21 protein-coding genes are annotated in these 23641 nt (G+C 69.1%); 10 read left to right on the forward strand and 11 right to left on the reverse strand.

What is annotated here, in order from left to right:
* Positions 1 to 163 precede the first annotated feature (163 nt).
* The 3 genes from OMP43_RS10715 to OMP43_RS10725 are packed head-to-tail and all read left to right on the forward strand — an operon-like array spanning position 164 to position 3635.
* Positions 164 to 1474, forward strand: coding sequence for an MFS transporter (locus tag OMP43_RS10715; protein ID WP_280279715.1), 1311 nt, complete (start codon positions 164 to 166; stop codon positions 1472 to 1474).
* Positions 1471 to 3303, forward strand: a complete 1833-nt coding sequence (locus tag OMP43_RS10720) for a hypothetical protein (RefSeq protein ID WP_280279716.1) — start codon at positions 1471 to 1473, stop codon at positions 3301 to 3303. Before OMP43_RS10715 ends, OMP43_RS10720 begins: the two co-directional genes overlap by 4 nt.
* A gap of 29 nt (positions 3304 to 3332) precedes the next feature.
* Positions 3333 to 3635, forward strand: coding sequence for a hypothetical protein (locus OMP43_RS10725; protein WP_280279717.1), 303 nt, complete (start codon positions 3333 to 3335; stop codon positions 3633 to 3635).
* Positions 3636 to 3756: 121 nt separating this feature from the next.
* On the opposite strand, the gene OMP43_RS10730 is transcribed toward OMP43_RS10725, so the two are convergent.
* The 7 genes from OMP43_RS10730 to OMP43_RS10760 all read right to left on the reverse strand — a co-directional run bounded on the left by OMP43_RS10730 (position 3757) and on the right by OMP43_RS10760 (position 11479).
* Positions 3757 to 4287, reverse strand: a complete 531-nt coding sequence (locus OMP43_RS10730; protein WP_280279718.1) for a dihydrofolate reductase family protein — start codon at positions 4285 to 4287, stop codon at positions 3757 to 3759.
* A gap of 269 nt (positions 4288 to 4556) precedes the next feature.
* Positions 4557 to 6104, reverse strand: coding sequence for a carboxylesterase/lipase family protein (locus tag OMP43_RS10735; protein ID WP_348538603.1), 1548 nt, complete (start codon positions 6102 to 6104; stop codon positions 4557 to 4559).
* Positions 6101 to 6991 carry a LysR family transcriptional regulator gene (locus tag OMP43_RS10740; protein WP_280279719.1) on the reverse strand — a complete coding sequence of 297 codons (891 nt, stop codon included), beginning with the start codon at positions 6989 to 6991 and terminating at the stop codon, positions 6101 to 6103. Before OMP43_RS10740 ends, OMP43_RS10735 begins: the two co-directional genes overlap by 4 nt.
* 32 nt (positions 6992 to 7023) lie before the next feature.
* Complete coding sequence (gene kdgD / locus OMP43_RS10745; RefSeq protein WP_280279720.1) at positions 7024 to 7938, reverse strand: 5-dehydro-4-deoxyglucarate dehydratase; 915 nt, start codon at positions 7936 to 7938, stop codon at positions 7024 to 7026.
* 179 nt (positions 7939 to 8117) lie between these two features.
* On the reverse strand, positions 8118 to 9416 hold the full coding sequence (locus OMP43_RS10750) for an LptF/LptG family permease (protein ID WP_280279721.1): 1299 nt from the start codon (positions 9414 to 9416) through the stop codon (positions 8118 to 8120).
* 1 nt (position 9417) lies between these two features.
* Complete coding sequence (locus OMP43_RS10755; RefSeq protein ID WP_280279722.1) at positions 9418 to 9912, reverse strand: DUF2141 domain-containing protein; 495 nt, start codon at positions 9910 to 9912, stop codon at positions 9418 to 9420.
* A 106-nt stretch (positions 9913 to 10018) separates the two neighbouring features.
* The gene (locus tag OMP43_RS10760) at positions 10019 to 11479 is read right to left on the reverse strand and encodes a hypothetical protein (protein ID WP_280279723.1); all 1461 of its coding nucleotides are present in this window, start codon (positions 11477 to 11479) and stop codon (positions 10019 to 10021) included.
* Between the two features lie 207 nt (positions 11480 to 11686).
* Here OMP43_RS10760 and OMP43_RS10765 point away from each other — a divergent pair, with 207 nt between their 5' ends.
* From OMP43_RS10765 to OMP43_RS10790, 6 genes are read left to right on the forward strand one after another with little or no spacing between them, the layout of a single operon-like run.
* The gene (locus tag OMP43_RS10765; RefSeq protein WP_280279724.1) at positions 11687 to 12559 is read left to right on the forward strand and encodes a glycosyltransferase family A protein; all 873 of its coding nucleotides are present in this window, start codon (positions 11687 to 11689) and stop codon (positions 12557 to 12559) included.
* A complete protein-coding gene (locus tag OMP43_RS10770) occupies positions 12534 to 13436 on the forward strand; it encodes a ChbG/HpnK family deacetylase (RefSeq protein ID WP_280279725.1) in 903 nt (300 codons plus the stop codon). The genes OMP43_RS10765 and OMP43_RS10770 overlap by 26 nt, the downstream gene beginning before the upstream one ends.
* Positions 13402 to 13890, forward strand: a complete 489-nt coding sequence (locus OMP43_RS10775; RefSeq protein WP_280279805.1) for a sigma-70 family RNA polymerase sigma factor — start codon at positions 13402 to 13404, stop codon at positions 13888 to 13890. The genes OMP43_RS10770 and OMP43_RS10775 overlap by 35 nt, the downstream gene beginning before the upstream one ends.
* Positions 13880 to 14824, forward strand: coding sequence for a FecR domain-containing protein (locus tag OMP43_RS10780; protein ID WP_280279726.1), 945 nt, complete (start codon positions 13880 to 13882; stop codon positions 14822 to 14824). The genes OMP43_RS10775 and OMP43_RS10780 overlap by 11 nt, the downstream gene beginning before the upstream one ends.
* The gene (locus tag OMP43_RS10785; protein WP_348538604.1) at positions 14787 to 17180 is read left to right on the forward strand and encodes a TonB-dependent receptor; all 2394 of its coding nucleotides are present in this window, start codon (positions 14787 to 14789) and stop codon (positions 17178 to 17180) included. The genes OMP43_RS10780 and OMP43_RS10785 overlap by 38 nt, the downstream gene beginning before the upstream one ends.
* A gap of 31 nt (positions 17181 to 17211) precedes the next feature.
* Positions 17212 to 18147, forward strand: coding sequence for a hypothetical protein (locus OMP43_RS10790; RefSeq protein WP_280279727.1), 936 nt, complete (start codon positions 17212 to 17214; stop codon positions 18145 to 18147).
* Between the two features lie 13 nt (positions 18148 to 18160).
* Here OMP43_RS10790 and OMP43_RS10795 read toward each other — a convergent pair whose 3' ends face one another.
* From OMP43_RS10795 to OMP43_RS10810, 4 genes are read right to left on the reverse strand one after another with little or no spacing between them, the layout of a single operon-like run.
* The gene (locus tag OMP43_RS10795) at positions 18161 to 20512 is read right to left on the reverse strand and encodes a TonB-dependent receptor (protein WP_280279728.1); all 2352 of its coding nucleotides are present in this window, start codon (positions 20510 to 20512) and stop codon (positions 18161 to 18163) included.
* Positions 20499 to 21476, reverse strand: a complete 978-nt coding sequence (locus OMP43_RS10800) for a FecR domain-containing protein (protein WP_280279729.1) — start codon at positions 21474 to 21476, stop codon at positions 20499 to 20501. Before OMP43_RS10800 ends, OMP43_RS10795 begins: the two co-directional genes overlap by 14 nt.
* Complete coding sequence (locus OMP43_RS10805) at positions 21466 to 22062, reverse strand: sigma-70 family RNA polymerase sigma factor (RefSeq protein ID WP_280279730.1); 597 nt, start codon at positions 22060 to 22062, stop codon at positions 21466 to 21468. The genes OMP43_RS10800 and OMP43_RS10805 overlap by 11 nt, the downstream gene beginning before the upstream one ends.
* 28 nt (positions 22063 to 22090) lie before the next feature.
* Positions 22091 to 22504, reverse strand: coding sequence for a hypothetical protein (locus tag OMP43_RS10810; RefSeq protein ID WP_280279731.1), 414 nt, complete (start codon positions 22502 to 22504; stop codon positions 22091 to 22093).
* A 147-nt stretch (positions 22505 to 22651) separates the two neighbouring features.
* On the opposite strand from OMP43_RS10810, the gene OMP43_RS10815 reads away from it, so the two are divergent.
* Positions 22652 to 23452 (forward strand): MipA/OmpV family protein, encoded by an 801-nt coding sequence (locus tag OMP43_RS10815; protein ID WP_280279732.1) that lies wholly within the window; start codon positions 22652 to 22654, stop codon positions 23450 to 23452.
* The last annotated feature ends 189 nt before the right edge of the window (positions 23453 to 23641 follow it).

Consider the following 23641-nt stretch of genomic DNA (forward strand, 5'->3'; position numbering starts at 1 on the left):
TCTTGCACTGATCCCCAGCGACCTGGCCAAGGGCCGCCATGATCAAGCCAAGCCGGGACTGGATCATTCCCGTTTTTGGCTTGGACCCGGCCCCGGCCGCCCGGTAGGCCTGCAATGGCCACCAAGGCGCCGGCAACAGGCGCGCAGTGCGAAGGAGAGAGACTTGACCGAGGGCAGCCGGCCCACGCGCGTGCGCCATGCGATCATCGCACTGATCTTCGTGATCACCAGCGTCAACTATGCCGATCGCGCAACCTTCTCGATCGCGGGCAATGCGGCGGCGGGCGAGCTGGGGCTCACCCCCGTGCAGACCGGCTATATTCTCTCGGCCTTCGCCTGGGCCTATGCGCTCTCGCAGATCCCGGGCGGGCTGCTGCTCGACAGGTTCGGCACCAAGCGCGTCTATGCCGCCGCGATCGCGCTCTGGTCGGTCTTCACCGCCAGCCAGGGGCTCGCGGGACTGGTGCCGATCCTCTCCGCCACGGCGATGCTGTTCGCGCTGCGCTTCCTGGTCGGCCTGGCCGAGGCGCCCTCGTTTCCGGGCAATGCCCGGCTGGTCGCCGCCTGGTTTCCCGCCGCCGAGCGCGGCACCGCGTCGGCGATCTTCAACTCGGCGCAATATTTCTCGATCGTCGCCTTCGTGCCGCTGATGGGCTGGCTGGCGCACAGCTTCGGCTGGCGATCGGTGTTCTGGACGATGGGCGGGCTGGGCCTGCTCGCCACCCTCGCCTTTCTCCGCTTCATCCACAGCCCGGCCCGGCATCCCGCGATCAACCGGGCCGAGCGCGACCATATCGAGGCCGGCGGCGGGCTGATCCACATGGAGGACCAGGCCGGCGCATCGGCCGCGTTCGACTGGGCCAATATCGGCAAGCTGATCGCCAACCGGATGATGCTGGGCATCTATCTGGGCCAATATTGCATCAACGTGCTCACCTATTTCTTCGTCACCTGGTTCCCGATCTATCTGGTGAAGGAGCGCGGACTGAACATCATGCAGGCCGGCTTCGCCGCCGCGGCCCCTGCCCTGTTCGGCTTTGTCGGCGGGCTGGCGGGCGGCTATGTCTCCGATCGCATCCTGAAGCGCACCGGCTCGCTCGACTGGGCGCGCAAGGCGCCGCTCACCATCGGCATGCTGCTCGCCACGGCGATCATCGCCTGTGTGTGGGTGGAGCAGGAATGGCTGGTGGTCACGCTGATGTCGGTCGCCTTTTTCGGCAAGGGCGTCGCCTCGCTCGGCTGGGCGGTGATGGCGGACGTGGCGCCGAAGAAGCTCGCGGGCCTTTCGGGCGGCGTGTTCAACATGTTCGGCAACATCGCCGGCATCGTCACGCCGATCGTGGTGGGCTATATCGTCGCCGGCACCGGATCGTTCGACCTCGCGCTGGTCTTTGTCGGGGCGCATTGCCTGCTGACGATCTTCGCCTTCCTCGTCATCGCCGGCCCGATCCGCCGGGTGGAGATCGCCGCATGACCGTCGACCGCCGCCAGTTCCTGCTCGGGAGCGCCGCCGGTGCGATCGCCCTGCCCGCCACGGCCCACGCCGCCCCGGCCCGGCTGATCGCCAGGACCAGGATGGCCGCGCCGGGCTGGGCCGTGATGCAGCGCCGGCTGCTCGCCCGCAACGCCGCCGCCTGCGAGGCCTTCTACGCCAGATATGTCGATGCGCGCGGCTGGCTGAAGGTGTTCGAGCGCTGGGGCGCCAATGACGGGCCCGACGATGCGGCGGAGGCGACCAACGACTGGCTGGTGCTGCACGCCCTGGGCGGATCGGACCGGATCCTGACGCTCGCCCGGCGTTTCTGGGAAGGGCATCTGAAGCAATATACCGCCGCCCGGACGATGGACGTGCCGATCGCGCGGCAGGGCATGTATTACCGCGAATTCCCGGTCCAGATGGACTGGCAGCACAATAGCGAAGGGCTGACCAGCTTCAACGTGATGGGGCTCTCGATCCCCCGCGATCCCAGGCTGCTGGCGCGCACGATGCGCTATGCCGATTTCTACACCGGCCGCGACCCGACGGTGCGGAACTACGATCCCGAGCGCCGGATCATCCGCAGCGTGATGAACGGAAGCCGCGGCCCGATGCTCCGCCGGGCGACCCCGCTCGACTGGGCCGGCGACCCGTTCGAAGCGGGCGAGCGCTTCCACATGGAGCATGGCGAGACGACCTATCAGCAGACGCTCGACCATTATGACGAATATGGCGAGGTGGTCGGCGACAATCCGCTCAACCTGCAGGCGACCACGCTGGGCCTCAACGCCTATGCGCTGGGCGGCGGCGAGCGCTATCGCCGCTGGGCCCTCGACTATCTCGACGCCTGGGTGGATCGCGCCAGGGCGAACAACGATATTTTGCCTAGTCATATCGGGCTGGACGGCAGCGTGGGCGCCAATTGGTGGCGCGGCGTCTATGGCTGGGGCTTCTCGCCGGTCGTGCCGCAGACCGGCAAGCGCGAGGACCGCAACCGCGTGCCGCGCTCGATCACGGCCTTCTTCAACGGCACGGTGCTGACCGGCGACCTTTCCTATATCGAGCTGTGGCGCCGCCAGAATGCGCGGATCAACGAGGCGGGCCGGCAGAAGGACGGCAGTTTCGAGGCGCCGACCATGTTTGGCGCCCAGGGCTGGTATGGCTGGAAGCCCGGCCCCTATCGCAGCAACGGCTTCGAGATCTGGTATTTCACCCAGGACCCGAAGGATCGCGCGGCGGCGGGCGAGCATCCCTGGGTGTCGTTCCTCGAGGGCCGGAACCCCGGCTATCCGATCGCGGCGATGCAGGCCGATCTCGACCGGATCGCCGCGCGGGAACAGGCCCAGGCGGACGACCCGACCACGCCCGACACGCGGCTCGCCGACTGGCCGCTCGACATCAGCCCGGCAAGCGTCACCAGCCTGATCCAGCTGATGACCGGCGGGCTGCACATCGCTCGCCCGCCCTGGTCACCCACTTCGCCCAACCAGGGCGGGGTGCCGCTGCATTGCCGGCTGCGCTATTTCGACGCGGACAAGCGGCGCGCGGGCGTGCCCGAGGATGTGGCGGCGCTGGTCCATGCGCTGGGCGACACCTCGGCGGAGGTGACGCTGGTCAATCTGGGCAAGGTGGCCCGTACCGTGATCGTGCAGGGCGGCGCCTGGGCCGAGCACCGGATCGAGAGCGTGACGCTGGACGGGATCGAGACCCGGATCGGCCGGCCGGACTTCACGCTGCGGCTCGAGCCCGGCTGCGGCGCGCGGCTCAGGCTGGCGATGCGGCGCTTTGCCAACCGGCCGACACTGGCGTTCCCCTGGGGACGGTGAGCGGAGTGGGTGGAGGGGCAGCTGCGAAGTTGACCACTCGCGCCCCAGTTGCGGACATTCCACAAGGACGGCATCATCAGCCGATGACATGGATGAAGGCTTTCGGATGGGCAACACCAGTTTGGATCGTGACGATCGGCATGATTGGCGCGTCTATGTTTCTCACTGACTTCGCAACGGATATCGGGATGACGGAGTCGCTGACGCGCCTTTGTCTCGTTGCGTTTGTGGGCCTACCGCTCATCGCATTCTTGATCAGGGCGACGGTCAACGATGTAATGAAATTTCGCGTTTTATTCTTAAAGAAGGACGCGGACGGAAACGAGCAGTAGGCCCGCTTCCGGTCATCAAGCGGACATATCGCAAACCACCCGCCAGCGGCCATTCCGGCTCCCCGGCAGGCTTTCGACCGCGTCGATCCTCGAGACCGGTCTTGCTCGATGCCGACAAGCGTTACGCAGGAACATAGGTCAGCCGGATCACCTGTTCGCCGATACGCTCGCTGGCCACCAGCCGGAGTGGCGGCCGGGGGCCGGCGAAATAGGGCTTGCCGCCGCCCAGCACGCCGGGATGCAGGTACATCCGGTATTCGTCGACCAGGCCGAGCCCGGTGAGGCTGTGCGCCAGTTCCGGGCCGGAGACTTCGATTACGCCCTCATGCCGCGCCTTCAGCTCGCGCACCGCCGCTTCGAGATCCTCCCCGAGCAGCGTGGCATTGGGGCCGACGGATTCCAGGGTGCGCGATGCCACCCATTTCGGCATGTTTCGCCAGGCCGCGGCATAGTCGCGCCTGGGGGCATCCCATTCCGGATGCTCGTCGTCCCAATAGCGCATCACTTCGTACATGCGCCGCCCATAGATGCTGCCGGCCAGGCCTCGCACATCGTCGATGAAATGTCGGAAGAGCGCGGGATCGGGCGCGAACGCCATGTGATCGACATAGCCGTCCAGCGACTGGTTCAACGCGTAGACCAGCTTCGCCATGCGCGATCTCCTGTCGGGTATTCGCGGCGAGACTAAGCGGGAAACGCGCATCCTGCAATGCGAGGCCAGTCGCCGGGCAAAGGGTCGCAGAAGTCGCGCCAGTGGCGGCTTTTCGGCACGCCTATTTTCCCTGATTTCCCGGCAAATGAGCGAATCACGCAACTTCCTTGCGCGCGCGTGATCCTATTTCCCCAACGGTTCAAAGAGCGGCCGGCATGCGCATCGCGCCTGGGGAGCGAAGCAGGCGCAATCCTACATTGCAAGCAAGGCTAGCCGCCCGGCTTGATATAAGGCGCGACCGACCAGAGCAGCCGCTCCTCCCGCCGGGGATCGTCCACCACCCGGCTGTCGGTATCGAAAAGCATCGTCGCCCGCTTCTCGAGATCGAAGCGCGGCCAGGCGGACAGGCTCGCGCAATTGGGATCGCCGGTGCGAGCGAAGGCGAGGAAGGCGTCCGCCATCCGCCCGGCCAGCCGCCGCGCCTCGGGCCCATCGCCGGTGCGGGCGCCCTTCACGCCGATATTGTCAAACACCAGCGGGATATCGAGCGTGTGGAACGCCCCCAGGATGCCGCCCGCCTCGGGCGCGGGGAAATCGAGCTGATACATCCAGGTCGGCGCGCCGATCCGCGCCCGTTCCTCGGCCTGGATGAGATGGCCGGGCCAGGAGCGTCCCGCCGTGCTCGCCGCCAGCAGGATCTGGCCGGGCGTCTTCTCCGGATAGATCTCGCGGTAGCGCTTCACCACCCAATCGGGCGCGACATCCTTGGTGACCTGCGCCGCGATCCGCTCGGCCAGATTGTCCCAGCTGGTGTCGCCGCGCCGGAGGATATCGCCGATCCAGAAGCCGGTCTCGTCCCGCGTGTTGCCGACGATCAACGGGATATGCGCCGCCTCGCGCGGGGCGTCGGGCACGAAGGGATGGCGCGGCAGCACCCCATGATCGAGCGTCGAGACGAAGCTGATCTCGCCCTTCCCCTCCAGCGGATCGGTCATCCCCATCGCCTCGACCAGCCGCTCGACGGGCAGCACCTCGAGTGCGGCGACATCCGCCGCGCCGGCCCGGGCCATCCATGCCCTGGCGCGCGCGGTGGCGTGCATCGGGCCGGCGGCGGTGACGTGCTGGCCGCTCATCGTCGCGGCGCGATGGAAGAGCGGGCGCGCCTCGGGCATCGCCATCAGCGTCACGACCTTGGCGCCCCCGCCCGACTGGCCGAAGATCGTCACGCGCCCGGGATCGCCGCCGAAGCCGGCAATGTTGTCGCGCACCCATTGCAGCGCCAGCACGATGTCGAGATTGCCGACATTGCCCGATTCCGCCGGTCCGCCGAGCTGGGCGAGATAGGCATAGCCGAGCGCCGCCAGCCGGTGGTTAAGCGTCACCACCACCACATCGCCGCGGCGAACCAGCCGGCTGCCGTCATAGAGCGGGTCGGCCCCCGAGCCATGCGCATGCGCGCCGCCATGGAGATAGACCATCACCGGGCGCTTCCCGGCATCGAGCGCGGGCGTCCAGACGTTAAGGAACAGGCAGTCCTCGCCGGTCGGCTCCTCCGCCCTGGTCTGCGGCGCGGCACGCCCGTAGCGCGTGGCATCGGCGATGCCCGGCCATGGCTCCGGCGGCAGCGCGCGGCGGAAGCGACGGGCACGCGTGTCGGCGCCGTAGCGAACGCCCCGGAAGACGAGCACGCCCTGCTCGTGCACGCCCCGCACCCGGCCATGGCGCGTGGCCGCGACCGGATCGCCGGGCGCCCGCGCCAGCGCCGCGCCGGCGGGCAGCAGCATCGCGCCGCCGATCACGCCGCGCCGGTCGATCACGCGCCGGCCGTCTGCGCGCAGAGCTGCCGCATCGGCTCGAGCGCGGGATTGGCGTTGTCGCGGCGCCAGGCCATGTGGAGCTCCACCGGATTCTCCGGATCGGTGCGCAGCGCACGGAACTGCACGTCCATCAGGTGCAGGCCCGATGCCGATTGCGGCACCAGCGCCGCGGCAAGGCCCGCATGGACGAGGCCGAGCATCGAATGGATCTGGGTCACGTGCTGCACATGCAGCGGCGAGACGCCGGCATCGTCGAACAGCCGCACCAGCATGTCGTGGAAATAGCCCGCGCCCTGGCGGGCATACATGATCAGCGGCTCGTCATCGAAATCGGCCAGCTCGAAAGCGGGGCGGGACTGGCGCGGATCGCCGGGGGGCAGCGCCACCACCAGCGGCTCGCGCAGCACGCACAGCGTGTCGAATTCGTGCCGGTCCACCGGCGGACGGACGAAGCCGATATCGATCAGGCCGGTGAGCAGCGCATCGACCTGGTCGCCGCTCACCATCTCGTGGAGATCGAGATCGATATTGGGCAGGCTCGCGCGCGCATTGGCGACGATGTGCGGGACCAGGCCATAGCCGGAGACCGCGGTGAAGCCGATCGCGACCTTGCCGGCATCGCCCTGGGCGACCCGCCGGGCCGAGAGCGAGGCGCTTTCGGCAAGCCGCACGATGCGCCGCGCCTCGATCAGGAAGACCTGGCCGGCGGGCGTCAGGCTCACCTGGCGGCTGGTGCGCTCGAGCAGCATGACGCCCAGGATGCGCTCGAGCAGCTGGATCTGCCGGCTGAGCGGCGACTGGGTCATGTTCAGGCGCTGCGCGGCGCGGCCGAAATGGAGTTCCTCGGCCGCGGCGACGAAACAGCGGAGCTGGCTGAGCTCGAACATGCCCCGGGTCTATCGCACCTCCGTGCGTGCTGTCACGCCGCGTGGACGACGGATTTGGCGGAGACGCGCTCCACCAGGGCCCGCAGTTCGTCATGCTCGGCGGCGGTGAGGTCGGTGAGCGGCGTGCGCACCGGTCCGGCATCGCGCCCGACCACGCGCATGCCGGCCTTGACGATCGACACCGCATAGCCGCGGCCCCGGTTGCGCAGCGCGATATAGGGCAGCACGAACGCCTTGAGCCGCGCCATCACCTCGTCCTGCTGGCCGGCGCGGACGGCGCGATAAAAGTCCAGCGCCCATTCGGGCATGAAGTTGAAGATCGCCGAGGAATAGGTGGTGACGCCCATGGTGAGATAGGGGGTCGCGAAGGTCTCGGCCGTCGGGAGGCCGCCGATATAGGTGAGCCGATCGCCCATCCGCGCGAAGATGCGGGTCATCAGCTCGATATCGCCCACGCCGTCCTTGAAGCCGACCAGATTGGGGTTGCGCTCGCACAGGCCGGCCAGGGTCTCGTCGTTCACCACCGCATTGTCACGATTATAGACGATCACGCCCAGGCCGGTGGAGCGGCAAACCGCCTCGATATGCGCGGCCAGCCCTTCCTGGCTCGAGCCGACCAGATAGGGCGGCAGCAGCAACAGGCCGTCCGCGCCCGCCTTTTCCGCGCCCCGGGCGATCTCGGTGGCGATGGCGGTGCCATAGCCGCAGCCCGAGATCACCGGCAGCCTGCCCGCCGCCTCCGCCACCGCGGCGGCGACGACGGTGACGACCTCGGCCGGCGTCAGCGAGAAGAACTCGCCGGTGCCCCCGGCGGCGAACAGGCCCGACAGCTCGTGCGACAGCATCCAGGCGCAATGCTCGCGATAGGCATGCTCGACAAAGCCGCCATCGGCATCGAAATGCGTGACCGGAAAGGACAGGAGGCCGCCGCCGAGGCTGCGTGCCATTTCAACCGGATTCCAGCTCGTCACGATCGTCTCCTAGTCGCCGCCCATCGCTCGAGGGCGGTCTTGGTTCGATCGCTAGCTATTGAGTCCGCGGCATGCCGTCCAAACCAAAGCCGCGATGGATCGATGCAAGACTTGGCTCGATCCGAATCGCTGTCCAGGCCCGGCCGGGCAGCGGCTCAGCGCGCGGCGGCCTTGGGAAGCGGCACCGCCGAGACGGAACGTTCCGGACCGGGCACGAAGCTGCCGCCCATGGCCGGGCGGCGGGAACCGGGAGAGAAGGGAACGACCTCCGCTCCGCCGACCCGGGGCGCCGCGGGGCGGCCCCGCAGGGCGCGCCGGTCGCGCCGCAGCCGCCGCAGGGGTTCCACCAGGCGCGCGACGAGCACGTCCACGACCCCCTCGCCATGGGCCTGCTCCAGATAGACCAGCCCGGCGGCGGCCGCCGTCCACAACCCCAGGTTCAGCATCTCGGCCAAGAGGACATGGGCGGCGAAATTGGCCTCGATCGACGCCGCGAGCTTCAGATGCAGCACGACGAGCACGATCGCCACGAGGATCCCGGCCGCGCTTTCCTTGCGCCGGGGCGGCTTGCCCAGCAGGATCGCGAACCAGGGGATGAGGAGGCAGAACAGCACGCTGTCCGCCCGCATCACCAGCGCGGTCAGCGCCAGGCGGCGCTCCAGGGGCGTCCCGTCGCGCGCCTTTTGCAGCAGGGCGCCGCCCGAAAGCATGTCGAACTGATGCATCGCATCATTGTCGACCACGCCGCTCGCGGGCGGTCTGCCGGAAAAATCCATGCGATCGAAGCGAACGGCGCGGGCCTGGCCCGGCCCCGCGCCGATCACGCCGACACCGTTGCGGAGCCGCAATCGCACGCCGCCGTCCGGCGAGAAGCCGATATCGGCGCGGGGCGCGCTGAAGCTGTCCTCGCCGCGGCGGACGACGACATCCTCGAGATGACGCGTGCCCCCGCCTCCGATGCCGCCGACGAAGATCGTGGTCCCGGCATCGAGCTCGATCGGCTGGCCGACCGGCAGGGGCAATCCATGCTCCCCCGTCTGGAGCTCATGGTAGATGGCGTCGAGCGCCCGCTCGCCGGCGGGCCGCAGCTCGAACCGGATGGCGAACTGAGCGCCGGCGACGAGCGCCGCGAAGGCGAGCGGAACCGCCATGATGCGCAGGCGGCTCATGCCCGCCGCCGCCGCGATCTGCCATTCGCCGCGCAGGATCATCTGCCGCACGGTGAGCGCCGAGGCCAGCATCAGCGCCACGGGCACCGCGGCGCTCAGATGCTCCGGGACCAGCGCGACGCTGAGCCGGACCAGCAGCGCCATCGCGTCGCTGCTCTTTTCCACTTCCGCGAGCAGGCGGCGCAGATTCTCCAGGGCAAGGATCGCCGGAATGATCGAAACGATCACGGCGAACCGGACCGCGATCTTCGCGCCCCAGTACCGATCGAAGATGCCGCCGATCACGTCAGCTCCGCGGCGAGAAGCCGAAACCGTGCAGATACTGCATCTGCACGTTCACGGTCGTGATGCCGGCGCCGGCGACCACCCTGGCCTGCTCGATGGTCGGCTTGCTGCGCACCAGCGCCCGGTTCGCGGGTATGCCCGCGCCGTCGCTCCAGAAGGAGAATTTGTCGCGCCCCACGCGGTTGTGCCGGAGCAGGACCGCATAGGTGCCCGGCTGCGGGACCCGCACGCAGATCGCCACATTGCCCGCGTTGGGCAGACGCGACCGGGTCCGGCGGAAGACCTTCCCCTCGGCGACCAGGTCCGTGTCGGAGCGCAGATAGTCGCTTTCGTTCGCCGGATAGAGCTCGAGCCAGAGTTCGCCGCTGCGATCCTTCAGTCCCTGGACATTGACCTGGATGGCCGGGCCATGGCCGTTCCGGCAAAAATCCGAATCCTCGCCGATCTGCGCGCTCGCCGCCGACGCGGAGGCGATTGCAGTCCAGGCGATTGCCAAGGCGATCCCAATCCGCGTGCAGTGCATTCCGCGCCATCCCCCATCGTCTTCCCGGGGTCAGACGACGCGGCACGGACCGACTCTCACTTCCGCCCGCGAAAAATCCTCATCGGCGCGCCGGCAGGTCACGGCGGACATAGACGAGGAGGCGCTCGTCCTCGCGCGGCTGCGACAGCGCGAGCGCATAGTCGCGCCGCAACGCCGCATCGATCACGGCCTTGCTGTCCGCGTTCCAGGGCGACAGCGGCGCATCCAGCGTGACGATCACCGGCGGCCGCCCCGCGACGATCCGGCGGACTTCCGCCGCCTCGTCGGTGCCGGTCGCGCCCTGCTCGGCGGCATAGGCCAGGGTGGAGGGAAAGGCGTAGCGCGTGGGGACACAGGCATGCGCGAGGACATAGAGCGCCGAATCCCCGGCGAAGACATAGGGGCAGCCGGCCTGCGAATGCGCCTCGATCTCCCGCGCCGCCGCATAGATGCCCGTGCGATAATCGTGCTCGGTCGAGAGATGAAAGACCCCCAGCGCGAGCGCGGCGAGCGCGGCGAAGCCCTGGGCCAGCCGCGACGCGCCCAGCGCCGGGCCGGCGATCATCGCCAGCGGCGCGAGCAGCGGCAGCGCATAGTGATCGAAGAACGCGCCGATCATCGCGAAGGCGATCAGCGCGGCCGCCAGCCAGGCGAAGCAGAGCGCCAGTTCCTCGCGCCGATCGGCGAAGCGGCGGGCGAGGATGGCGGCCAGGATGAAGGGCGAGAGCTGCGCCGTCGTTCCCGCCAGCCGCGCGGCGATCTTGCCGGCCGGATAGCCCCTTCGCAGGGCGATCGAGGCGAAGTTGGAGAACCAGAAGCTGTCGAACGCCGCCGGGCCCAGCGCCTCGAAATAGAGGATCGCGGCCAAGGTAGGCGCGATGCCGAGCGCCGCCCACAGGATGCCGGCGCCAAGGGTGAGCGCCGGCCGCGCGCCGGCCCGGTGGAGATACCAGAGATGAGCGAGCCCGAAGAACGCCCCCTCCACCAGCGGCGTGTACTTGATCTGGATGGCGAGGCCGGCGAGCAGGCAGGCGACCGCGCCGCTGAGGATGATCGCGCCGATCTCGCGGCGGCGCGCCCGCTCGGGCAGGCACAGGACCAGATATCCCCCCGCCGCCATCAGCAGATTGTAATAGACCGGCGTCTGGCCGCCGCGCCCGCTCAGGAACGACAGCCACAACACATAGGCGCAGGCGGCGAGCAGCGCGCCGAGGGGGCGGGCGCCCAGGCGCCGCGCGCCCAGCGCCACGATCAGCCCCGCCGCCGCCGCGCACAGCGTCGCGACCAGCTGATAGGCGAGGATGCCGTCACCGGGCAGCAGCCGCATGGCGGCGAAGAGGAGGAACAGCCCGACCGGCTTGCGGTCCCAGATGTCGAGATAGGGTAGCGCCCCGTGCAGCATCCGGTCGCCGACGAGCAGATAATATTGCTCGTCGACATGGATCGCCGGATTGCCGAAATCGCGCCAGCGCACCGCCACCGCGAACACCAGCAGAATCAGGAACCACACCGCGTTCCGGCGCGCCTGCCCCCTCGTCATTCCCCTCGCCCTTCACCGTTCGGCCCCGCCAAATCCTATGCGGTCCGGCCCGCGCCGTCATGGAAACTATTTTCGGGAAGCGATGTGGGGATCGCCTCTCGCGGTGTCGTCAGGGCGATATCGGGGAGAGCGAAACGCGACGCCGGGCGAGAAATCCCGCCGCCGCCGCGCTCGATCTCGAGAGGTTGCCGGGGATTGGGACGGAATATGTACGTCGATCTGGAACGCGAGTTGCCGCTATCGATGCGCCGCGGCGCGGAAGACGCCGCCGTGGACTGGACCGTGATCGTCCCGTTCTTCAACGAGCGGGAGCTTCTCGCCGACACCATCGCCAGCCTCGCGCGGCAGATCGTGCCCTTCCGGCTGATCCTGGTCGACAACGGCTCGACCGACGGCAGCGCGGCCGTCGCGGAGGCGGCGGCGCGCAGGCATCGCCTCGACTATATGCTGGTCACCGAGCGCACGCCCGGCAAGGTTTCCGCGCTGCGTGCCGGTTTCGGCTGGTCCCGCACGCGCTGGACCGCGACCTGCGACGCCGACACGCTGTATCCGCCGCACTATCTCGCCACCGCGGGCGAGCTGCTGTCGCGGCGCAATTGCGTGACTGCCGGCGCCTATTTCGTCGACCCCGGCGCGAACGCGGACGACCGCGCGGCGCGGGCGGGAACGATTCGCCTGGCCGCCCGCCTGCTGCCGCGCCAGTCGCACGCCGGCGGCGCCGGCCAGGCCTTCTGCACCGCGACGCTGCGCGCCGTGGGCGGCTTCGATCCCGATCGCTGGAACTTCGTGCTGGAGGATCATGAGGTGGTCCACCGCATGATGCCCAGGGGCAGGATGCTCTATTCCGAGGCATTCTGGTGCATGCCGTCGCCCCGCGAGCGCGATCGCCATTCGATCCGCTGGAACCTGCTCGAGCGGCTGACCTATTCCGTCACCGCGCCCTGGGCGGGCGACTGGTTCTTCTATTCCTTCCTTTCACGGCGCCTCCGCCGACGCCGGCTGCTCAGCCAGTGCATCCGCGAGCGCCAGTTCCAGCAGATCGAGGAGACCGAGCTTGTCCCGACTCATTCTGTGCGCTGACGATTTCGCCTATTCGCGGGGGGTGAGCGAGACGATCGTCGAGCTCGCCAAGGCGGGCAAGCTCAACGCCATCAGCTGCATGACCGGCATGCCGGGCTGGCACGAGGACAGCCTGCTGCTCCGCACGGTGCCGCCGCATGTCCAGATCGGCCTGCACCTCACCCTCACCGGCGAGCGGCCGCTCACGGCGATGCCGGAGCTCGCGCCGCGCGGCGTGCTGCCCGACATCAACACGCTTCAGCGCAGGGCGGCGCGCTGGAACCTGCCGTTCGGCGAGATCGCCGACGAGATCCGCGCGCAGTTCGCGGCGTTCGTCCAGGCGATGGGCCGCGCGCCCGATTTCGTGGACGGCCACCAGCATGCGCATGCCCTGCCCGGCATACGCGAGATCGTGCTCGCCGAAGTCGCCTGCCGGGCGCCCCAGAGCTGGGTCCGCGCCTGCTCGGACCGGTTCTCCTCGATGGTGCAACGCCCTTTCCTGGGCAAGGCGATCGGCAGCAGCTTCCACACCAGGGGCTTCCGCCGCGCCGCCGCCGCCTATGGCATCGCGACCAATGACAGCTTCGGCGGCCATTATGATTTCGCCAGGGACTATGCCCGGCTCTTCCACCGTTTCCTGCGCGGCGGGCGCGGCATGCATCTGGTGATGTGCCACCCCGGCGCCGGCACGCGCGCGGACGACACGATCGCCGGCGCGCGGTGCCGTGAAGCGGAGACCTTGATCAAACTCCCGATCGCCGACATGGCTGCGCGCGCAGGGATGGCGTTCCCCGGACGAGCGGAGGGTCGGCGCGAAAGTGTCGCAAGAAGATCTGAAGGCCATTTTCATTGCGCAGCGGCCCATGTTGCGGCGGCTTCTGGCCGCGCGGCTGGGTAGTCGCGACGATGCCGAAGATGCACTCCAGGACCTATGGTTGAAGCTCGACCAGGTTCAGGCGCCGATCGCGCAGCCCGCGGCCTTCCTGTACCGGATGGCCGCGAACCACGCGACGGATCGCCGCATCGCGGCCGCGCGCCGCGTGGCGCGCGACGGTGCGTGGCTCGCGGCGCAGTCGCCGCCGCCCGCGATCGCCGACCCGGAAAGCACGATGGCCGCGGCGGACGATCGGCGGGCGCTGGAGCGGGCGATCGCCGCGATGCCCGAGCGCATGGCGACGGCGCTGCGCATGTTCAGGCTGGAGGAGCAGCCGCAACGGGCGGTCGCGGAGCATCTGGGTATCAGCGTGAGCGGCGTCGAGAAGCTGCTGGCGCGTGCCTATCGCAAAATTCACGATTCGCTGTCGGAGCCCGATGCTTCGGGCGAGACGAAAGGGGGCAGCAATGACGGCTGACCGAGTGGGCATCGTCGATCAGGCGATCGCCTGGCACTTGCGGCTCGCCGAAGCGGACGAAAGCGGCTGGGCGGCGTTCGTCGCCTGGCTGGAGGCGGATCCCGCGCATGCCGAGGCCTATGACCGCCTGGCAATCGGCGACCGGCTGCTGGACGCGGCGGCGTTCGCCCCGGCCCCCGCGCCCGTCGCCGACAACGACAATCCGCCCGCGCCGCGCCGCTGGCGGTGGGCGCTCGGCGGCGGCGCGGTCGCCGCGGCGCTCGCGGTGGCGGCGCTCCAGCCGGGCCTGCTCAAGCCGGCGTCGAGCACCTATGTCGTCGCCACGGCCAATGGCGAGCGCAGGACGGTGACGCTCGGGGACGGCACGCGCATCGAGCTTGGCGGCGGCACTTCGATCCGGCTCGACCGCGCCGACGATCGCGTCGCGTCGCTCGATCGCGGCGAGGCGGTATTCCATGTGCGCCACGACGCGGCCCGGCCGTTCACGGTCGACGCCGGCGGCGTCGCGGTGCGCGACCTCGGCACGGTGTTCGACCTCGCCGTGGCGGACAAGCGAGTCCATGTCGCCGTGGCCGAGGGCTCGGTCATGGTCCGGCCGGAGCGCGAGGCGCTGCGCCTCGGCGCCGGGGACGCGGTGGCGCTCGACCGGGGGAGCGGAAAGATCGCGCGCTCGCGCCTGGCGCCGGCGCTGGTCGGCGGATGGCGCACGGGCAGCCTTTCCTTCGACGGCGCCCAGGTGGGCGATGTGGCGGCGGCGCTGACGCGCCTCTACGGTACCGAATTGGTACTTGCCCCGAACTTGTCCAACAAACCCTTTACGGGCATGGTCCGCTTCACCGGAGCTGCCGATCGCGACGTACCGCATCTGGCCGAACTGATCAGGGCAACGTCGCGACGTGAGGGCAATCGCTGGATATTGTCGGAAACGCCATAGGGCCACGGCATGGGCGCCGGCGCTCGCGCTGCTGCTGGCGCTGCCGTCCCCGCCCGCATGCGCGCAGCGGGCCACGCTGACGATACCGGCGACGACGCTCGACCAGGCATTGCTGATGCTCTCGCGCCAGGCCGGCGTGGAGATCATCAGTACCGAGCCCGGCTTGTCGCGGGTGCGCACGGTCGCGATCAGCGGCGTTCCCAATCTGGCCGCGGCGCTCTCCCGCCTGCTCGCCGGCACCGGCTACAAGGCGGAGCGCGCCGGTCACGGATATCGCGTCGTGCGTGTGCGTATCGCCCCCGTTCCCCTTCCGCCACGACCCAGGCAGAGGCCCAAGCCGGCGCCCGCGCCGGCCACGGAACCCGCGGACTCCGACGAGATCGTCGTCGAGGCCAACAAGCAGCGCGTGCCGCTGCTCCGCTATCCGGGCAGCCTGACCACCCTGCGCGGCAGCGACATACCGGCACCCTCGGGGAACAGCCTGTCGGACATCGCCGGCTCCACTCCGATCCTGCAGAGCACCCTGCTCGGCCCCGGCCGCAACAAGGTCTTCATCCGGGGCGTCGCCGACAGCAGCTTCAACGGCAGCACCCAATCGCCGACCAGCGTCTATTTCGACGACGTCCAGTTGAACTATTCCGGCCCGGACGCGGGACTGCGGCTCTACGACATGCGCAGCATCGACGTGCTCGAAGGGCCGCAGGGCACGCTCTACGGCTCGGGAGCGATCGGCGGCGTGATCCGGCTGACCTCCAATCCGGCCAGCGTGACCGACACGTCCGCGTCGATGATCGCCGGCACCACCGTCACCGACGATAGCGAGCCCGGGTTCGACATGGCCGGGATCGTCAACGTGCCGGTGGTGCGGGACCGGCTGGGCCTGCGCGCGGTCGCCTATCGCGTGCGCGACGGCGGCTATATCGACGATGCGACCCGGCGCCTGCGCAACACCAATCGCGTCGACACCACCGGCGGCCGGCTGGCGCTGCGCCTCGATCCGGGCGTCGGCTGGCGCGTCGAGGCCAGCGGCGCGATCCAGTCGATCGACATGCGCGACGGCCAATATTCCGACGCCGCCGGCAAGTCCCTGGTGCGCTATTCGCGCCTCGCACAGCCCTTTCACAGCGCGCTCTGGCTGGGCCGCGTCGTCGCTTCGAAGGACTGGGACAGCGGCTTGCGCCTGATCATCGCGAACGGCATCGTCGCGCAGCATTCGGTCGAACAGTTCGACGCCTCGCCGCGCGGCCCGGGGCCGACGACGCGATATCGCGCCGACCGCGACAAGCTGCTCGTCAGCCACGAGACCCGCCTCTCGCGCTCGCTCGGCAACGGCAATTCCTGGGTGGTCGGCTTCGCGCTGGTCAGCGATCGCGACATTCTCTCGCGCGCGCTCGAAACCTCGGCCACGGATCGTTCGCTGATCGGCGTCACCAACGTGTCGCGCGCCGCCTCCCTGTTCGGCGAGGCGAGCTTCGCGGTGTTCGACGATATCTCGCTGACCCTGGGCGCGCGCGCCACCATGGGCCGCAACGACGGCGAACCCTCCAGCACCCCGCGCGGCGGCAGCTTCACCAAGGGGCGATCGACGCACCGGATCGATCCCACCCTCGCCTTCTCCTGGCGGCTGGCCCCCATGCTCGCGATGTTCGGCCGCTTTCAGACGAGCTACCGCACCGGCGGCCTCGCGGTCGCGGCGGGGACGGGCCGCGTCGCGGACTATCTTTCCGATGTCATCCAGGTGGGCGAAATCGGCCTTCGCAAGCTGCGCGCCGGCCCGACCGGCCTCGCCTTCTCGCTGGATCTGTCGACCGCGCACTGGCGCAATATCCAGGCCGACCTCATCACCCAGCGCGGGCAGCCCTATACCGCGAATATCGGCGACGCCCGGATCCGCGCGATCGAGGCCAATTTCGATTGGGTGCCGATCGCCGGCCTCCATGCCGGCGGATCGATCTTCTTCACCGCCAACCAGGTGACCGGGCCGATCGCCAATGCCTCCCGGCGCGACAACCGGCGCCTTCCGGAAACACCGCCGCTCGCCGCCGCCGCCAGCCTCTCCTATAGCGCGCCCTCCCATCGTTTCGCGCCGCGTTTCGGCATGACCGCCAATTATGTCGGGCGCTCGGTGCTCGGTACGGGCGATTTCCTCGACATCAGCCAGGGCCGCTATTGGGTGATGGGCGCTTCGGCGGGCGCGCGCATCGGCCGCGTCGAAGTATCGCTCGATATCGACAATCTCTTCAATGCCGCCGCCAACCGGTTTGCCTTCGGCAATCCCTTCACGCTCGTCGTGCGCGACCAGGCGACGCCGTTGCGGCCGCGCAGCGCGCGCCTTGGCATTTCCGTCAATTGGTGAGACGGACGCATCCGTGATGGAAAACCACCCGATGCCCGAGGATCCGAGGTCCGATCAGGAGCACCCGCAGCGCCAGCGCGTGCTGCGCTGGCTCGGCATCGCGCTGTCGGTCGTCACGCTGGGCGCCATCGTGTTCGCCGTTCGCGGGCTGGATTTCGGCGACCTGCTGCGGTCCACGCCCGGCGACCCGCTGTTCTGGCTGGCCTTCATCGCTTCGTACCTGCTCGTCCCGGGCGTGGAATGGCTGATCTATCGCAAGCTCTGGCGCCTGCCGCCGAGCGGCATGCTGCCGTTGCTGCGCAAGCAGGTCGCGAACGAGCTGCTGCTCGGCTATTCGGGCGATGCGCAACTCTATCTATGGGTGCGCCAGCACGGGGGCGGCGCCAGCGCGGCCGCCGCGGTGAAGGACGTCGCCATTCTCTCCGCCGCCGCCGGCAACGTCGCGACGCTGGCCATGATGGCGGCGACGGCACCGATGCTCTGGTCGCTGATCGATACCGGCTGGCTGCGCGCGCTGGGCATATCCATCGGGCTGGTGACTCTCGTCTCGCTGGCGATCTTCCTGTTCCGCAACGCGCTGTTCGGCCTGTCGAGCCGCCAGCTCTGGCAGATCTTCGCCGCCCATCTGCTGCGTCTGTTCCTGTCGATCCTGCTGCTCGCGGTGATGTGGCACGTGCTCGTCCCCCAGGCCACGGTGGCCTGGCTGCTGCTGCTTGCCACGGTCCGCCTGATGCTTTCGCGCCTGCCGCTGTTCCCGAACAAGGACGCGCTGTTTGCCGGCGCGACGATATTCGCGCTGGGCGCCGGATCGGATACCTCGCGCGCGATCGCGCTGGTGGCGGCACTCACCATCGCCGCGCACATCGCCTTGCTGCCGCTGACCTATCTGCCCCTGCTGCGCAACTGGCTGCCCGGCTCCAACCGCGCCGGACGCGTGAAGGACCGGCCCATGATCGAGCCGGAATAGGCGCGCGGAACCTTCAGAAGCGCGCGTCGAGGCCCAGGCGGATGGTCCGCGGCCGCAACGGCGTCATCTGATTGCGCTGGGCCAGGCCGAACGGGTTGCCAAAGGCGAAGCTGTTGCCGCGGACGTCGCCGAGGTTCGTGACGTCCAGCGAGATGCCGAACCTGCCAAAGCCCAGGCGGCTGCCAATGTCGCCCACGGAATAATTCCCCTGCGGGATATCGAGCAGCGGCCCGACGCCGAGCCGCGACGCTCCGACATGACGCAGAGAGGCCTCGCCGCTGAGCGTGATGCCCGACGCGATCTCGCGCCGCCAGGCCGCAACGGCGCGCGCGCCGTTGCGCGCGACGTTCGGCAGGGTCCGCTCGCCCGGAGCGACGAACTCCGGCGCGGGCGCGTAGAGATCGCTGTTATTCAGGAAGGCCGATGCGGTGATCGTCAGGTCCGGCGACGCGCGCCATATGATATCGCCATCCAGGCCATAGATCCTCCCGCTGCCGATATTGGCGGTATAGGGAAGGCCCGAGCGGTCGATGAGGTCGGCCTGGATATTGTTCCAGTCGGCATAGAAGAAGGCGGCGCGGACCGACAGGCGGTCGCGCTCCTGGTTGCCCAGGCGAATGCCGAACTCGCTCATGATCAGGTCGTCGGTCGCGAACTTGCGGGATTCCAGCGCGGATCCGGACGGCGCCACGGCCAGGCCGCCGGCCCGATATCCCTGCTGGTAATGAAGGAAGGCCGAGAAGTTCCTGCTCGGGTGCCAGTCCAGCGCCACGGTCGGCGAGAAGCGCAGCTCATTGATGAACGGCTCCTTCGACTTCTCCACCGGGCTGTCGAGCAGATTGCCGACGTTGCGCGCGAACGTCACTCGGCCGCCGATCGTGCCGGTGAGGCGACGGAACAACGGCCGCGAGAGCTGGCCGAATATGGCGGCCTCCGCCTGCTGGTTGAGAACGCCCGCGATCCGTGCGGGCGCCTCGGGAGGGCCGAGCGAACGGGACGATGCGCTGATGTTGTAGATGCTCGAAATGCCCACCACCCAGGGATAGCGCGCGCCGCCGCCGGACAGCCGCGTCTCCTGGTTGAAGAGCGTGATATTGTTGTTTTCCTCGTAGCGCGCGGGCGCCCCGGAGCCGTCATGGCCCGTCGCGTCGAAGATGGTCCGCAAGTCGTGGCGGACGATCGACGTGGTCGAGACCAGCTCGGCACGCCGGAACTTCCGGCGCGCGGTGAGATAGGCCAGGTAATAGGTGTTCCTGAAGGGCTGGGCGATCGCATTGTCCCGGGTCAGCGGCGGATCGCCGCGCACCGTATACTGCCCGTCCTGGGTGGACGTGTTGTGGGTGGCGCTGCCGAAATCGACGGTGAAGCCCCACAGATCCTCGACGCGCCAGGCCATGCGCTGGCCATAGCTGGTCGTATTGTTGATGTTTCGCCGACCGCGCGCGGGCGCGTCGATATACCCCGCCTCGCGCGTGGCGAACGCGACGAAGCGGACGGCGACCCGGCCATTGGCGATCGGCAGGTTGAGCATCGTGGCGCCATCGCCCCCCACGCCGCCGAGCCGGGTGCCGCTGACCCCGGCGGACACCGTCGTCGACAGTGCATGCGTGTCCGGTTCGTTGGGCACGAGGCGGATGATGCCGCCAAGCGAACTCGCGCCGTAAAGCGTGCCCTGCGGCCCCACCAGCACTTCGATGCGCTGCATGTCATAGAGGTTCAGGTTCGGGTCCGGCGCGTTGTAGTTGAGCCGCACGTCGCCGAGATACTGGCCGACCGTGGCCTGGGTCGGGCCGTTGAAGCTGCTGTCCGCGATGCCGCGAATGAACAGCTTGTTGCGCGCCGAGCCCAGATTGGTGGACCCGACCGAGGGCAGCAGCTTGGTGATCGCGGCCGTGCCCCCGGCGGCATTGCGCGCCACCCAGCCGGGATCGAGCGCGACCAGCTTGACCGAGCCCGGATAGCTGTCGATCGGGATCGACTGCTTGCTGGCGGTGACGACGATTTCCGGCGCCCAGTCGGGCAGGTCCGGCGGAGCGGGCGGCGACGGGCGCCTCTGGACCTGCTTCGCCGGCACGCGTTTCCGCACGATGCGGACGGTATTGCGGTCGTAGAATATCGCTTCCGCGCCAGTCCCCCGCAAGGCGCGGTCGAGCGCGGCGCGCAGGGACACATTGCCCCTGACGCCGGGGGAGCGCCGGGCGGCAAGGTCCGGGTCGGTCACCGCGATGGTGGCGCCGCCCTGCTCGCCCAGGGCGGCCGCGACCGCGCCCAGGCGGCCGGGCGGAACGTCGAACCGCTGCGCGTGCGCGATGCCGACACCGAAAAAGGAAGCCGCGGCGAGTGCCGCCCAGTTAACGTTCCGCACCGGCAGCGGTCATCGTCCAGCCTCCGGCGCTCGGCGCAACCGTCACGTCCAGGGCCGGCGTCAGGCGCTTGAGCTCGTCGGGGCCGGTGCCGCGCAGGGCGATCGCACCGGAAAACGGGCGGTCCGCGATATCGGGAGCGGCGGCGATGCGCAGGCCGAGCGCCCTGCCGAGATCCGCCGCCACCTGCGACAAGGGCTCCCCGGAATAGACGAGCCGCCCCGTCCGCCAGCCGCCGACCGAACCGATCGCGGCGCGAGACACCCGGGGAGTCCCGGCCGAAGACGGATCGAACACCGCCTGCCCGGCATCCAGGGAAATCTTCCGCCCCCCGGACTCGTAGAGCACCTTGCCCTCGGCGACCGCCACGCGAACCGCCGCCGCGTCCCGCACCACGTTGAACACGGTGCCGACATCCACGACCTTGCGGCCGGCGACCTCGAGCGTGAACGGCCTGGCGCCGTCATGCTGGACCTGGAACAGCGCCTCCCCGGCTTCCAGCGAAGCGAAGCGCGGATCCTTGCGGTCGAAGCGCATGCGCGTCGCGCCGTTGAGGGTGACCTGCGTGCCCGCCTCCAGGCTGATCGTCCGGTGCTGCCCGGGTTCGGTCGTCACTTCGTACCGGCTGCTGGCCGCCGGCGGCAGCAAGGCCAGCGCAGCGACGGCCGCCGCGCCGCCGCCGATCCCCCACCAGCGCCAGCCCGGCCGCTGTCGCCGGAGGTCGGCATCGGCATCGGCATCGGCGTCGGCGTCGGCGTCGTTCGCCGCTTCCCGGAAGGTCACCCCGGGCAATAGCGGCTCCAGCGCGAGATCGGCCCGCTCGATCTCGTCGTAGAGCGCCGCGTGGAGCGGGTCCTCGGCCAGCCACTCGGCGAATCCCTCCCATGCCGCATCGTCGCCATGGCGCAGTCGGATATGCCATTCGATGGCGCGGGCGCGCACGCTGTCCTGTGCCTCAGATGTCATGACGACCTCTCTCGATCCTGAGATGCCGCGAACCGCCGCCATCCCCATCAAGCCGAAACTTCGCGGCGGCAATGGCCTCATAGGCGCGGGCGAGATGCTTTTCGACCGCGCTGACGCTGATGCCGAGATCCGCGGCGATCCGGCGCTGGGGTTCGCCGTCGATCCGGAAGCGGCGGAAAATGGTGCGGGTCCGCTCCGGCAGCCCGTCGAGCACGCGCTGCAGGAGCGCGAGCTGCTCACGGGCGATCAGATGCGCCTCGACCGAAGGCCGCTCGTCAATCTCCCGTTCCTCCCCGCTATGCGCGTCGACCCAATCCTCCTCGCGCCGCACGCGCCGCCCCGCGGTGCGGCGCCATCCGAGGAAATGGTTGTTCGTCATGCGATAGAGATAGGCGCGCGGCTCGGCGACCGGGCCGATCCTCTCCTCCAGCAGCTTGAGATGAACTTCCTGGAGAATGTCCTCGGCCTCGTCCGCGGTCGCGCCGCGCAGCGAGAGATAGCGCGACAATGCGGAGCGGCTCTCGGTGAAGGTCCGAACCAGACCGCCACCGGCGAGACTCTGCCCATCGCGCTCATCCTCCGACATGCCGCGGTACTAGCCCTGGAGCCGGCCACTAACAATCCGGTGCCGAGAGCGTAACGAGCGGCCCCGATCCCGGCGCGCGGAGGCGCCGATTTTTTTTGATGAGGGTGGTCGAAGGCGCCGGTGTCTCAGGCAGGAAAGGAGACAGACGGTGCGCAACGAAACGCTGACCAGCCTGGAAATCACGGTGCTCGCGCTCGCCTGCCGCGATCCATTGTCGAGCATTCTGCCGAGGAAACGGCTTGCGCTCTATCCGCTCGGTCCCCGTCCCCATTCGCCCCTGGCGAACCCGCGCCTGGAAGCGCTTCGCCGTTTCGCGATCCTGTACCGCCTTCACGGCCGGGACCTGCCGGCGGCCGAACGCGAGCGCATCCGGGCCGCCGGCTATGAACCGCGCCAGATCGCCGCGATCGAGGAATTCCTCGCGCCGGCGGGCTTCCGGCAAGGCAGCGCATGGCGCCTGCCCGCGCGCAGCGCCCGAGGCTGGCGCACGATCTTCATCGGCTGGCGACGGCCTCGATGCCGGCGCGCGCGCCATCCCATCCCCAACCGCTCCCGCGAACCCCGCGGAGCCATTTTTGTGAGAGTATCCGTGAACGGTCCAATCAGCACGCCCTTCTGCCTCGCGATCGCCACCGCGCTTCTGACGCTCTCGAGCGCCCCGTCGGCGGCACAATCCCAGAACCAGGTCCAGCCGCAGCAACAGCGCAATGGCGACCATGTCGTGATCGGCGTCGGCATGGGCTATGGTCCGGCCTATCCGGGCGCCGAGGATTATCGCGCCTTGCCTCTTCCCGTGATCGACATTGCGTGGGGACCCTTCTTCGCCAATCTGCGCAACGGCATCGGCATCAACGCCGTCGACACGGATCACGTCACGATCGGCGCGAGCGTGGCAATGATGCCCGGCTATCGCAGCAAGGACGCGCCCCGCGGGATCGGCGAGCTCTCCTTCGGTGCCGGCGCGCGCGGCTTCATGAGCCTCAAGGCCGCGGGCTTCGTCGCGACGATCGGCGCGACCAAGGGCTTCGCCGGGGGCACCAAGGGCCTCATCGCGGATGCCAGCCTCTCCCGGCCGGTCTTCGTGTCGTCCCGCTTCATGCTCGTTCCCAGCGTCGCGGCGAGCTGGGCCGACGGCAAGCACAACGATCGGTTCTTCGGGGTGAACGCCGCGCAGTCCCGCGCTTCGGGCCTGCGGCAATATCGCCCGGGGAGCGGGTTCAGCGACGCTTCGGCCATGCTGACCGCCCAATATCGCCTGACCGACCGCATCAGCCTTGCCGCCACCGGCGGCGTCACCACGCTGCTCGGAAGAGTGAAGGACAGCCCGATCGTCGCCCACAAGACCCAGCCGCTCGGCTTCGTGTCCGTTTCCTATCGCCTCGGCCAGTGAGAGGCAGCATCGATCGCAGCTTCTGAACCGGAAAGGGGAAGGCGCGGGCTGCCTTCCCCACCGAACGGCGCGCCGGAACAACCGGCACGGCGATCACCGATGCGCCGGCAAGCCCTCAAAGCGCCCGATCGTCTTCGATACGGAGATATCCCGCCCCATGGCCTCGGCATGCGCGCAATCGCCCCGCCT

This window comes from Sphingomonas sp. CBMAI 2297 (genome assembly GCF_029870595.1).
Taxonomy (GTDB): Bacteria; Pseudomonadota; Alphaproteobacteria; order Sphingomonadales; family Sphingomonadaceae; genus Sphingomonas.